We start from the raw sequence: 11,529 nt of genomic DNA, 5'->3' as shown, positions 1-11,529 counted from the left end.
GACCTCCTTAATTGTCAAAGTGACGATAAGGGGGTCGGTCCGGTGGTGGCAAGGGATTTCACGGGGGAGTGCGGCGATGCCCGGCCTCGGAGACGCCGACGCGGTCCACGCCGGTGGCGCGGTCCCAGACCACCTCGCCGTCCGCCTCCACGAACAGGACCCGGTGCCAGGGGATCTCCCCGCCGGGGACGAAGGAGAGCAGGGGCACGCGCTCGGGCGCGGCGCCGCGCTGCCGGATCCCCAGCACGAAGCGGGCCGGATCCAGGCGCGGATCCCAGCGGATCTGGTGGTAGACCTCCTCGCTGGTGCGCATCACCCCTCCTCCCCGCCGGGCTCAGCCCGGAACGCCACCGGTGTCCGCGTCCGCCCCGTCCGCCGACAGGAGTTCCTTCTCGCCGATGAGGGCGGCCGAGCCGGGGCCGTGCAGGCGTGGGCCCCGGCCACCGTGCCCAGGCGGGCGCACTCCAGCACGTCGCGTCCGGCGAGGCGGCCGTAGAGGAAGCCGCAGGCGAACGCGTCGCCCGCGCCGTTGGAGTCCACCACCGGCCCCGGCGGTACGGCCGCCGGGACATGGTGCGGGTCGGGGCCGGCGCCCCGGGCGAGGACATAGGCGCCCTCCGCGCCCGCCGTGGCGACCACCGCCTCGGCCCGGCCCTCGCGCAGGATCTTCCGCATCAGGGCGGGCGTCCCCTCGCCCGCGCCCGCCGCGCTGAGGAAGACGAGGTCGGAGCGGAGGGCGAACTCCCGGTGGTGGTCGGCCAGCCCGTCCCAGTCGTGCAGATCGGTGGAGACGGGTACGCCGAGGACTTCGATGTCGTCGTAGAGGAAGCGCGCGAAGTCCATGACGGTCAGGTGGACGTGGCGGGCGCGCCGCAGGTGGGGCAGGTGGAACTCCCGCGGCATGCGCAGTCCCGCCGGGTCGCGGCCGTCGTAGAAGGACATGCGGCGGCCGGCGGCGTCGACCAGGTTCACCGCGCGGCGGGTACCGGCGGGAGAGACCAGCGGGAAGAACTCCACGCCCCCCTCGGCCATCCGCTCGCGGACCAGGGTGCCGGGCCAGTCGTCGCCGACGAAGTCCACGAGCGCGGTCCGCAGACCGAGCGCCCGGGCACCCAGCGCGACGTATCCGCCGGTGTGGCCGGGGTGCTCCTCGACGGGGCCGACGGGGACGGAGTCGGCGAGCGGGACCGGCAGGGAGCCGACGCGGACGACGGTGTCCACCCCGCTGCCCCCGACCACCAGGACGTCGTACTCCGTGTGCCGACCGGTCATCGCTGCGCCTCCCACGTTCGTGCGGCCCTCCCAGTATGTGCGAGGCGACGTGGCCGCCCAGGAGCCGGACGCCCCTGCCCCGGCCGTCATGGAACCGTCCCGGCGCTACCGAGCCCGCCCCACCGCCTCCGGGCCGCCGCCCACGCCGCGGCCCGGAGGCGGTACGGTCGGCCGATGCCCTTACGGAGAAGAACCCGCGCCGCCGCACTGGCCCTGCCGCTCTGCGCCGTCCTCCTGACCGCCTGCACCGGCGGGCAGGAGCGGGAGCGCCCCGGCGCCGGCCCCACGGCCGTGGGCACGGCCGCGCCCGCCGGGGCGAAGGCGCTGGCCGAGCGCTACCGCGAATCCGGCGGCGACGAGGACGTCTACGCCGTCCAGCGGGAGCCCGGCCCCGGCGGCGTGCCCCTGCTGACCGTCCGCAGCCGCGCCACGGACTCGGACGCGGAGAGGTTCGACCGGCTGAAGGAGTCCCTCGTCTTCTTCCTGGTGCAGGTGGAAGGCGTCTCGCTGGAGCGGGGATACCTGATGGACGTCTTCGGACGGGACGGCTCCCTGCTGCACCGCCTGGACGCCCGCCCCTGAACCGGCTCACTCCCCGCAGCGGAGCGGGCCGGTTCAGGCCGCGGCCCCCGGCCGCGCGGCGGACGCGGCCGCGACGGCCGCGTCCAGCGGGTCGCGCGCCGGGCGGCCGAGGAGGCCGGCGAGATCGGGGCCGGTGCCGTCCAGGAAGCCGTGCCGGACGCCGGTCGCGATCGAGACGAGCATGGGCGGCTGGAACGGCAGCAGACCCGGCATCCCCTCGGCGATCCTGCGCCGGTACTCGCCCAGGCCGATGGTCCGGTGCGGAACGCCGAGCCGGCCGGCGACCCGCTCCGCCGTGACCGGAGTGCCGGTCAGGTCGTAGGTGCGCCCCTCGTGCCGTGCCGGATCCGCCGCGACGGCCGCCGCGGCCTCGGCGAGGTCCGCACGGGCGACCGCCGCCAGGGCGCCGTCGCCGAACGCCGACTCCACCGCGCCGTCGGCCCACATCAGCAGGCCGCCGAAGAGTTCGGCGTACAGGCCGTTGCGCAGGATCGTCCACGGCAGGCCGCAGGCGCGTACGAGTCGTTCGGTCGCACGGTGCGCGAGCGCGAAGGCGAGGTGGTCGCCGGCGCCGGCCAGACTCGTGTAGACGACGTGGCCGACGCCGTCGCGGACGGCCGCCTCCAGCACGGCCGCGTGCCGCCCGACGACCCGGTCGTCCTCGGCGTAGCCGGCGGAGACCAGCAGCAGCGTCGACACGCCGGTGAGGTCCATGTCCGCGGGATCGTCGAAGTCGAGCCGCCGCATTCCCCCGCCGGGGGTGCGGCTGCCGCCCGTCGCGTTCGCGCCGCGGGCACGCAGCGCCGCGAGCGCGGCCGAGCCGAGGTTTCCGTTGGCTCCGGTCACCAGGATCGTGTCGGTCACAAGTCCTCCGCCGTGGTTCTCTCCGGTAACTACGATCGATCCTGATCGGCCCGTGTACCGGCCACAAGGAGGCAGTTCGATGTCACCCACGCACACCGGGGTAACCACCGCGCCCGCCGACCTCGCCCCCTGCGGGCAGGAGGACCACCCGGACTGCGGGATCCGTGACGTCCTGGACCGCATCGGGGACAAGTGGTCGGTCCTGGTGATCGTCGAACTCGCCGGCGGGCCGCGCCGCTTCCGGGAACTGCAGCGCGCGATCGACGGGATCTCCCAGCGGATGCTCACCCTCACCGTGCGCAGGCTGGAACGCGACGGACTCGTCCTGCGCACCGTCTACCCGACCGTCCCGGCCCAGGTCGACTACCGCCTGACCGAGACCGGTGCCGGACTGACCCATCTGGTCAAGGCGCTGGCCGACTGGTCACTGGCCCATCGCGCCGCCATCGCGGAGGCACGGCACCGCTACGACCGGACCCACCCCGGCCACGACATCCGGTAACGGGCGTCCACTGCCGGATGTCGTGGCCGGGGCGGGCCGACGCCCACCGGCCTACGCGGGGCCGGTGGGCGTCGGCGCGGGGCACGCGGGCACGCGGTACGGCCGGGGCGCCGGGGGCAGGGAGCGGGTCGCGGGTCAGGCCCGGGGCGCCCCGTGCCCGGCGGCGACACGCCGCCCCACGGCGGGCGGGGGCAGCGGGGCGATCTCCCGCTCGAAGAACTCCGTGAAGTCCTCGCCGCGCTCGTAGAGCGCGTCGAAACCGGCCGCCGTCTCGGCGATCAGCGCCGGACCGGCGTAACGCCTGGCGCCCGCCGCGTCCCCGTTCTCGTAGACCACCTCGTACATGGCCCGGTCCCCGAGGATCACGACCTCTGGCACGGGCCTCTCGCGCTCGGCCTCCGCGATGGCGCGGGCGTCGATCGCCCTGATCTCGTCGCCCAGTTCCACCTTGAGGCGGAGGACGAAGAACTCCCACTGCACATACGGCGTGACGGGGAACTCCACCACCCGCAGGCGGCGCTGCCGGACCCCGAGGCGTTCCGCTTCCCGCAACTGCCGCGTATAGACCTCGCGTTTCTCCTCGACGAGGGACAGGGCCTTCTCCCACTCCCCGGAGTCGAAGGCCTCCCAGCTCGGGAAGCCGCGTTCCCTGAAGTGCTGGCCGCGCTCGAGCTTCCTCAACTCCCGGATCCCGCTCTCGAAGACGCGGTAGAAGTCCTCGTGGTACCTCTTCCGGTCGAGGCGCACCGATTCACCTGCCGGGAATGACTCAAACATTGGGGATATCCGGTTTCGCCGCGATCATCATGCTCCTGGGGATGACCACCAGCCGCTCGTCGGCTCCGATCGACACACCGGCCGGCAGGTTCTTTCCGAGTGATTCCGTGAGGTCCCGTCCGATGACGGCGATGTCCCCGTTCCCGAGCTCCCAGATGTCCGGACAGTCGGCGTTGTCGGTCGTTACCCCCAACTCCTGAGGGGATTTGCCGATCCTCCCTTTGAAGTCGGTTCCGGCATCGGCTTCCCAGGGCCTGTCCACAGCTGCCACCCCTCCGGCCGGATCAAGTGACCGGCCATGCTGACCAGCGCAAACGCGGCAACTGTAGTGAGGGGAAACGGCTTGAGGAACATGCTTTCGGGCCAACCGGCGGGAGGCGATTCCGGAACCTCCGTGAGGCCGCGGTCTCATCAGGTGTCCTGAAGAGGAGCGCACGCTATGAGGCGTGGGGCCGAAGTACGCGGTGGGCGCGGCTCCGGCCCGCGGGAGTCCGGTGCACGCGGCGGCTGTCGTCGGTGTCATGTGCCCACCGTGCCGGGCCGCCGGCGCCCCACGCCACGATGACGGCGCGTACAGGCAGGCGTGTACGGACGGTGGCCCCGCGGCGTACGAGCACCCGGCCCCCAGCGCCTCGTTGGACATGTACGACGCATCCACGACATGTGCGACGAGGGGGCCACTCATGGCGAACATCGACGGCGGACCTGGGACGTCCGACAGCCTGAAGACCTTCGGGGCGGTGCTCAAGGTCTTCCGCGAGCGCGCGGCGCTGACCCGGGAGCAGCTCGCGGAGGAGGTGATCTACTCGCCGCACACGATCAGTTCGATCGAGCAGGGCCGCCGTATGCCGCCCGAGGACTTCGTCGAGCGGGCGGAGGAGGTTCTGGACGCCTTCGGCGTCCTGCGTGTGGCGGCGCGGAACGTGGCGCGGCAGCCGGGGCTGGCGGCGTGGTTCCGGCTGTGGGCGCAGCTGGAGAAGACGGCGGTGACCCTGTGCGTCTACGAGTGCCGGGTGGTGCCCGGCCTGCTCCAGACGGAGGCGTACGCGCGGGCGGTCATGCTCGACGTCCCGCCGCCGCCCACCGAGAAGGAGCTGGCAGAGCGGATCGCCGCGCGGCTGGCGAGGAAGGAACTGCTGCGGCGCGAACCGCCTATCGCGCTCAGCTTCATCATCGAGGAGGCGGTGCTGCTGCGCCGCACCGGCGGGGACGAGGTCACACGAGAGCAGCTCGACCACCTCATCGAGTGCGCGCGGCTGTGGAACGTCGAGATCCAGATCATGCCGCTGCGCCAGCCTCACCACGCGGGCACGGACGGCCCGATGCAGCTGATGGAAACGCGGGAGCACAGGTGGATCGGATACGCGGAGGGGCAGCAAACCGGCCAGCTCGTAGCCGGACCGAAAGACGTCAGCCTGATGCAGATGCGCTATGCCAGGATGCGTTCGCAGGCCCTGTCCCCGGCGGACTCGGTCGAACTGTTGAAGCGGATGCGAGGAGAGCTATGAGCAGCGCAGGCGACGAGCTGAACTGGTTCAAGAGCAGCCACAGCGGTTCCCAGGGAGATAGTTGCGTGGAGGTCGCGTACCGCCCCGGAGCCGTGCACGTCCGCGACTCCAAGGAGGAGGACGGCCCGGTCCTCGCCGTCTCCCCGTCCGTGTGGGAGGACTTCCTGGGCCGCGCTGCCGCTCGCTGAGGGATGCGGCTGGGCCGTTCAGTAGGGTGCCCGCCCGGGGGGAGGGCCCGGGCGGGCCACCGCTGGCCGTTCCCGGACGGCGCGGGGCGGGCGGGCGGTGAGGGCTACCGCGGCACGATCGGACGCCCGCCGCCGCGCCGCCGGCCGGCCTCGAAGGAGGCCAGGACGATGAGGGTGAGCGCGACGAGCGGGAGGGTGAACCACAGCATGACGGTGGTGAACCTCTCGAGTGCGTCGTGCTCGGTGGCCGCGAGCAGCACGTAAGCCGTGTAGGCGCCGTAGAGGGCCAGGAACAGCACGCCCTCCCAGCGGGCGATCGCGAGCCCGGTGAACGCGACCGGCAGCAGCGCGACCGAGGAGGCGATCATGAGCGGGATGTCGAGGGCGACCGCGGCCGGCGCCACCGGCACCCCGCCCGGGGCGACCACACCGGCCAGCCCCAGCACCACGCAGATGTTGAAGAGGCAGCTGCCCACGATGTTGCCCACCGCCAGGTCGCGCTCCCCGCGCCGGGCCGCGATCAGCGAGGTGGCCAGCTCGGGAAGCGAGGTGCCCACCGCCACCACGGTGAGCCCGATCACCAGGCTGCTCACCCCGAACCCGGTCGCGATCCCGACCGCCCCGTCCACGAGCATGCGGGCTCCGACGGCCAGCAGGCCCACGCCGACCGCCACGGCCGCGAGCTGCGTCCACAGCGGCCGCTGCGCGCCCTGTCCGGCCTCCGCGCCGGAGGGCCCGGGGCCGGTCTGCCGGCGGCCCATCACCAGGGCCAGCGCGGTGTAGCCGACGATGATGAGCAGCAGCAGCACACCGTCGCCCGCGGTGACGGCGCCGTCCGCCGCCAGGGCGAGCAGCAGCACGGACACCCCGACGAGGATGGGCAGGTCCAGACGCACCAGCTGGGACCTGACGGTCAGCGGCAGCACGATCGCCGAGGCGCCGAGGATGAGGAGCACGTTGACCATGTTGCTGCCCACCACGTTGCCGACGGCAAGGTCGGGCTCGCCGCTCAGAGCCGCGCCGAGGGTGACCGCCAGCTCCGGCGCCGAGGTGGCGAACGCCACCACCGTCAGGCCGATGACGAGCGGTGAGAGCCCGAGCCGTGCCGCCAGCCCGGAGGCTCCGCGCACCAGCAGCTCCCCGCCACCGACGAGTACGACCAGTCCGCCCGCCACCAGCAGGACCTCGGCAATATCCACACCCCGCAGCGTAGGCAGCCATCGGTGAGCCGTCGCGCCGCCGGCCGCCGTGCCGCTCTTTCGCCGGGCCGAACTCACCCACTCGTCGGCCGACCGGCCCACCTGGCCGCGGCATCACGTACGGCCGTACCGCTCGCCGAGGGGTGCGGCCGGGCCGTTCGGTAGGGTGCCCGTCCGGGGAGGGCCCGGACGGGCGGCCACGGCCGCACAGCGCGTCCCATGACCACGGACGCGGGCACTGCCTTCCGGCCCCGACCCCGCGGAGCGGACCACGAAAGAGACGGGGGAGAGCCCATGACGGCCGACCACGCCATACCCAAAGCCGGAGCCGGAGGCAGCCCGCCGCCGGACAGCGACACGGTCATCGACGTACGCGGTCTGCGGATGCGCTACCGCACCCAGGACGTGCTCAAGGGGGTGGAGTTCACCGCCCGCCGGGGCGAGGTCCTCGTACTGCTGGGCCCGAACGGTGCGGGCAAGACGACCACCATCGAGGTCCTGGAAGGCTTCCGGATGCGCTCGGCCGGCGACGTGACCGTCCTGGGCGCCGACCCCGCCCACGGGGACGAGCGGTGGCGCGCGCGACTGGGCATCGTCCTGCAGTCCTGGCGCGACCACGGCAAGTGGCGGGTGCGGGAGTTGCTGGAACACCTGGGCGCCTACTACGCGCCGTACTCCACCGACCTCGTCCGGCGCCCCTGGGACACCGACGACCTCATCGCCGCCGTCGGCCTGACCGAACAGGCGCACAAGCGGGTCGCGACCCTGTCGGGCGGGCAGCGCAGGCGCCTGGACGTGGCCGTCGGCATCGTGGGCAGGCCCGAACTGCTGTTCCTGGACGAACCGACGGCAGGTCTGGACCCGGAGGCCAGGAACGAGTTCCACGGCCTGGTGCGCGGGCTCGCGGACGAGAAGACCACCATCTTGATGACCACCCACGACCTCGCCGAGGCGGAGAAGCTCGCCGACCGGATCCTCATCCTGGCCGGCGGCCGGATCGTGGCCGACGGCCCGGCCGCGGAGCTGTCCCGGCAGGCGTCGGCCGAGGCCACCGTGCGCTGGACGCGGAACGGGAAGCCCTTCGAGCAGGCGACGGCCGAGCCCACCCGGTTCGTCCGCAAGCTGTTCGAGGAGCACGGCGATGCGATCGGCGGACTGGAGGTGCGCCGGGCGAGTCTGGAGGACACCTATCTGACGATGGTGCGGGAGCTGGAGGCGGGCCGCGTCACCGGCGAGCAGGCGGCACACGCCTTCGGGGAGGGAGCGCGATGAACAACCCGGTGTGGTACGCGGCCAGGACGGGCCTGCGGCGCGGCTGGACGGAACTCAAGCAGACCTTCACCAGTGGCCAGGACGTGTTCGGGTACGTGCTCTGGACCATCCTCCTCATCGTGCCGCTGTTCCTGGTCGGGGACGAGGCGCTGGAGGGCGCGGGCATCTCGGCGGGCGCGTTCATGCTGCCGAGCATGCTGGGGATGACGCTCGCCTTCACCGGGATGATGACCACGGCGCAACTGCTGGCGACCGAGCGCGAGGACGGCACGCTGCTGCGCGCCAAGGCCGTTCCCCACGGCATGGTCGGCCATCTGGTCGGCAAGGTCGTCATGGTCTCGGGCACAGCCCTGGTCTCCATGGCGCTCCCCTTCGCCGTCGGCGTGTTCATGGTCGACGGAGTCGCCCAGCGCGGCGGGGGCGCGCTGCTGACGCTGGTGTGGGTGGTGCCGCTGGGCCTCCTGGCGACCCTGCCGGCGGGCGCCGTCATCGGCTCGCTGGTCACCAGCCCGCGCACCATCGGGCTGCTGATGCTCCCGGTGATGGGGCTGGTGGTGATCTCCGGGATCTACTTCCCCCTGACGGAGCTGCCCGAGTGGCTGCAACTCCTCGCCCAGGTCTTCCCCGTGTACTGGCTCGGCCTCGGTCTGCGCGCCGCGCTGCTGCCGGACGTGGCGGTGGCCGCCGAGATCGGCGAGTCCTGGCGGTACCTGGAGACGGTGGGCGTACTGGGCGCCTGGGCGGTCGCCGGACTGCTCCTCGCACCGCCCGTCCTGCGCAGGATGGCCCGCCGCGAGTCCGGGGCCGCGATGGCCGAGCGGCACCGCAAGGCGATGCAGCGGGTCGTCTGACGAGAGGGCCCTGTGACGAGAGGCCCGGCACGACGGGCCGGCGGTCCCGCCCTCCGCCCGGAGGGCGGGACCGCCGCGCGTCGCGGACGGGGCGGCCGCCGCGCCGGGCCGACGGCTGTACGAGAGCCCGTGGGATTCGGCGGAACGGCACCCGCGTGACCGGTCCGGTGCGATGATCACCGAACGGTCCCGCTCCCCGGCACGCCACCCGGCGGCCCGGGCCGCACCGCGACAGCGGACCGACGGAAAGGGAAGCAGCATGCGCAGACTCGTCTACTACGTCGCCATCACCCCCGACGGTTTCATCGCGGGCCCGGACGGCGCGGACCCCACTGGTCCGAACGGCTTCTGGCCCCTTGCGGAGGACTACATCCGGCACCTCGTGGCCGAGTACCCCGAGACACTGCCCGCGCAGGCCCGGCAGGCGCTGTCCGTCACGGCGGAGGGCACACGCTTCGACACCGTGCTCGAAGGCAGGCGCAGCTACGAGATCGGCCTGGCGGCCGGGGTCACCGACGCCTACCCCCACCTGCGCCATCTGGTCTTCTCCCGGAGCATGACCGAGAGCCCGGACCCGGCCGTCGAACTCGTCGCCGACGACCCGGTGGCGACCGTCCGGGAACTCAAGCGGCAGGACGGCAAGGACATCTGGCTGATCGGCGGCGCCGAACTGGCCGGCTCCCTCTACACCGAGATCGACACGCTGATCCTCAAGATCGCTCCGCTGACCATCGGCGACGGAATCCCGATGTTCTCCCGCAAGGCATCCTTCGATCCGCGTGCCTGGACACTCACCGGCCACACGGTCCTCGACAGCGGCGCGGTGATCCTCACCTACACGCGCGCCGCGGGCTGACACGCCCGGCGGAGCGCGTACGGGTCGCGGCCGCCGACCGGCCGGGGCGGTGGAGCCTGGGGGTTTTCCGTAGCCGAGCCAGATGGCGGGCGGGGGCTCGTGGCCGGCGGTGTCCTGTCGCGGTCGGCGCTTGTCCGCCATCGGCGCGTTCCCTCTTGTGGTCGGTCTGCCCGGACCAACCGCGAGGGGGCCTTCCGGTCACGGCCCGCACCCGTACAGAACCCGGCCCGGCCCGTACACGGCACGTCGGCGAAGCGGACACGCCCGGTGGCGCGAACCCTGGGGCGCGGGTGTGCGGGAGGTGGGAGGGTGGGAGTCGGCGAGGGCCGGTCAGCGCGCGTTGATCGGACGTTGACGAAACGTTGATCGGCGCCGGGCAGGCTTCCTGGCATGGCAATTGATTACTCCGGTCCGGTCGGGCAGCTGACCGGATGGTGGGAGCGCGCGCTGTGCGCGCAGATCGGCTCCGAGCCCTTCTTCCCGGAGCCGGGCAGGACTCCCGTGGACGCCAAGAAGATCTGTCAGTCGTGCGAGGGGCGCATCGAGTGCCTGGAGTACGCCCTCGCCAACGATGAGCGCTACGGGGTGTGGGGCGGGCTGTCGGAGGAGGAACGGCGCAGACTCAGGCGCAGCGCCTGACGTCCGCGCGGAACGGGGGAACGGGGGACGACAGAGGGGAGAAACGGGGGAACGGGGGAGGCTCGGTGCGGTGTCCGACGCGTTGTGGGGGCGTGTCAGGCACCGCGCCGAGCCGCGCGGTAACCGCCCACGGCGTCCGCGCAGGGCCGCGGGCGGGAGGCGAGTTCGCAGCCGATCGGCTCCGCGTCCGGCGCCGGGGGAGGGGCAGGACGGTGCGGCGCGGGCGGACGTTCCGGGAGGCCGGATCGGGGAGGACGGCCGGACGCGGCACCGGATCGCGCGGCACCAGGCACTCGCGGTACGGGGCGAGGCCGTCGACGCGCGGGTCGCGTCCCTCGGTGAGGGCGCGCTCGCCGGGCCGGACCGGTTCGTCCAGGCTGCGGACCGGTCCGGCCACGCGGGCCCTCGCCACGACCCGGCCGAGGTCGGGGGCGGGGTTGCGGAAGCAGCCGCGCGTTGTGTGGAGCAGCACCTCCTCGCCCTCGGCCAGGGCGGCGGAACGGCCGGTGGGGAAGGCCGTGCGCCGGACGGTGACGAACCGGATCGGAGCACTCCGGCCGCCGGTGGTCACGAGGTGCGTCGCCGCCATGGGGAAACCCGGTCGGGGCGCGCGGCGGGGAGAGCCGGATCAGTCGCCGGGCTCTCCGCCCACCAGATAGGTGCCGCCCGGGCGGTGGGGGGTCAGCTCCACCTGGACCCGGTGCGTGGTGTCCCGGCTGAGCCCGCCGCCCAGGTCGGCCGTGACGACGCCGATGCGCAGGCCGGTGCGGCCGCTGCCCTCGCGGCGGACCTGGACGGCCATCTCCAGGCACACCCTGTCCACGGTGAAGCGCAGCCCGTCGCCGGTGGCGTCGCCCTCGCGCTGCGCCGCCGCCAGGTCCGCGCGGACCTGGCGGATCACATCGGCCAGACCGATGTCGCCGGCGTTGCCGCTGCCGCGGTCGTCCGAGCCCCTCATGCCCCAACCCCCTTGCACATTTCACCGGTTGACACCGGGAGACTACAGAGAGAGGCGGCCC

At 73.2% G+C, this 11,529-nt stretch carries 14 protein-coding genes and 2 pseudogenes; 8 read left to right on the top strand and 8 right to left on the bottom strand.

The window, feature by feature from the left end; translation table 11 throughout:
• Nucleotides 1-64: 64 nt before the first annotated feature.
• Nucleotides 65-313: pseudogene (locus ACW69E_RS10425) on the bottom strand (DUF504 domain-containing protein); the annotation flags it as partial.
• Nucleotides 314-334: 21 nt separating this feature from the next.
• Nucleotides 335-1,272 (bottom strand): annotated as a pseudogene (locus ACW69E_RS10420) (carbohydrate kinase family protein).
• 174 nt (nucleotides 1,273-1,446) lie between these two features.
• Between ACW69E_RS10420 and ACW69E_RS10415 the strand changes: the two are divergent.
• A complete protein-coding gene (locus ACW69E_RS10415; protein ID WP_457497878.1) occupies nucleotides 1,447-1,854 on the top strand; it encodes a hypothetical protein in 408 nt (135 codons plus the stop codon).
• A gap of 33 nt (nucleotides 1,855-1,887) precedes the next feature.
• On the opposite strand, the gene ACW69E_RS10410 is transcribed toward ACW69E_RS10415, so the two are convergent.
• The gene (locus ACW69E_RS10410; RefSeq protein WP_457497877.1) at nucleotides 1,888-2,718 is read right to left on the bottom strand and encodes an NAD(P)H-binding protein; all 831 of its coding nucleotides are present in this window, start codon (nucleotides 2,716-2,718) and stop codon (nucleotides 1,888-1,890) included.
• Nucleotides 2,719-2,797: 79 nt separating this feature from the next.
• On the opposite strand from ACW69E_RS10410, the gene ACW69E_RS10405 reads away from it, so the two are divergent.
• The gene (locus ACW69E_RS10405) at nucleotides 2,798-3,220 is read left to right on the top strand and encodes a winged helix-turn-helix transcriptional regulator (protein ID WP_457497876.1); all 423 of its coding nucleotides are present in this window, start codon (nucleotides 2,798-2,800) and stop codon (nucleotides 3,218-3,220) included.
• 135 nt (nucleotides 3,221-3,355) lie between these two features.
• Here ACW69E_RS10405 and ACW69E_RS10400 read toward each other — a convergent pair whose 3' ends face one another.
• Complete coding sequence (locus ACW69E_RS10400) at nucleotides 3,356-3,997, bottom strand: DUF6879 family protein (protein WP_457497875.1); 642 nt, start codon at nucleotides 3,995-3,997, stop codon at nucleotides 3,356-3,358.
• Nucleotides 3,990-4,259 (bottom strand): hypothetical protein, encoded by a 270-nt coding sequence (locus tag ACW69E_RS10395; RefSeq protein WP_457497979.1) that lies wholly within the window; start codon nucleotides 4,257-4,259, stop codon nucleotides 3,990-3,992. The genes ACW69E_RS10400 and ACW69E_RS10395 overlap by 8 nt, the downstream gene beginning before the upstream one ends.
• 421 nt (nucleotides 4,260-4,680) lie before the next feature.
• On the opposite strand from ACW69E_RS10395, the gene ACW69E_RS10390 reads away from it, so the two are divergent.
• Together ACW69E_RS10390 and ACW69E_RS10385 are read left to right on the top strand one after the other, a co-directional pair.
• Complete coding sequence (locus ACW69E_RS10390) at nucleotides 4,681-5,505, top strand: helix-turn-helix domain-containing protein (RefSeq protein WP_457497874.1); 825 nt, start codon at nucleotides 4,681-4,683, stop codon at nucleotides 5,503-5,505.
• The gene (locus ACW69E_RS10385) at nucleotides 5,502-5,693 is read left to right on the top strand and encodes a DUF397 domain-containing protein (RefSeq protein WP_457497873.1); all 192 of its coding nucleotides are present in this window, start codon (nucleotides 5,502-5,504) and stop codon (nucleotides 5,691-5,693) included. The genes ACW69E_RS10390 and ACW69E_RS10385 overlap by 4 nt, the downstream gene beginning before the upstream one ends.
• 104 nt (nucleotides 5,694-5,797) lie before the next feature.
• Here the strand turns inward: ACW69E_RS10385 and ACW69E_RS10380 are convergent, their stop codons facing one another.
• Complete coding sequence (locus ACW69E_RS10380) at nucleotides 5,798-6,892, bottom strand: calcium/sodium antiporter (protein WP_457497872.1); 1,095 nt, start codon at nucleotides 6,890-6,892, stop codon at nucleotides 5,798-5,800.
• A gap of 294 nt (nucleotides 6,893-7,186) precedes the next feature.
• Between ACW69E_RS10380 and ACW69E_RS10375 the strand changes: the two genes are divergently transcribed.
• From ACW69E_RS10375 to ACW69E_RS10360, 4 genes are all read left to right on the top strand, one after another.
• Nucleotides 7,187-8,164, top strand: coding sequence for an ABC transporter ATP-binding protein (locus ACW69E_RS10375; protein ID WP_457497871.1), 978 nt, complete (start codon nucleotides 7,187-7,189; stop codon nucleotides 8,162-8,164).
• Nucleotides 8,161-9,015: an ABC transporter permease gene (locus tag ACW69E_RS10370; RefSeq protein ID WP_457497870.1), complete on the top strand. Its 855-nt coding sequence runs from the start codon at nucleotides 8,161-8,163 to the stop codon at nucleotides 9,013-9,015. Before ACW69E_RS10375 ends, ACW69E_RS10370 begins: the two co-directional genes overlap by 4 nt.
• 259 nt (nucleotides 9,016-9,274) lie before the next feature.
• Nucleotides 9,275-9,871: a dihydrofolate reductase family protein gene (locus tag ACW69E_RS10365; protein ID WP_457497869.1), complete on the top strand. Its 597-nt coding sequence runs from the start codon at nucleotides 9,275-9,277 to the stop codon at nucleotides 9,869-9,871.
• A gap of 390 nt (nucleotides 9,872-10,261) precedes the next feature.
• Nucleotides 10,262-10,510, top strand: a complete 249-nt coding sequence (locus ACW69E_RS10360) for a WhiB family transcriptional regulator (protein WP_093656188.1) — start codon at nucleotides 10,262-10,264, stop codon at nucleotides 10,508-10,510.
• On the opposite strand, the gene ACW69E_RS10355 is transcribed toward ACW69E_RS10360, so the two are convergent.
• Both ACW69E_RS10355 and ACW69E_RS10350 read right to left on the bottom strand, forming a co-directional pair.
• On the bottom strand, nucleotides 10,494-11,099 hold the full coding sequence (locus tag ACW69E_RS10355; protein WP_457497868.1) for a hypothetical protein: 606 nt from the start codon (nucleotides 11,097-11,099) through the stop codon (nucleotides 10,494-10,496). The two genes, ACW69E_RS10360 and ACW69E_RS10355, sit on opposite strands and share 17 nt — an antisense overlap.
• A gap of 39 nt (nucleotides 11,100-11,138) precedes the next feature.
• Nucleotides 11,139-11,468, bottom strand: a complete 330-nt coding sequence (locus ACW69E_RS10350) for a trypco2 family protein (protein WP_457497867.1) — start codon at nucleotides 11,466-11,468, stop codon at nucleotides 11,139-11,141.
• Between the last annotated feature and the right edge of the window lie 61 nt (nucleotides 11,469-11,529).

This window comes from Streptomyces sp. SS8 (genome assembly GCF_054072955.1).
This window is presented reverse-complemented; position numbering and strand designations above follow the sequence as displayed.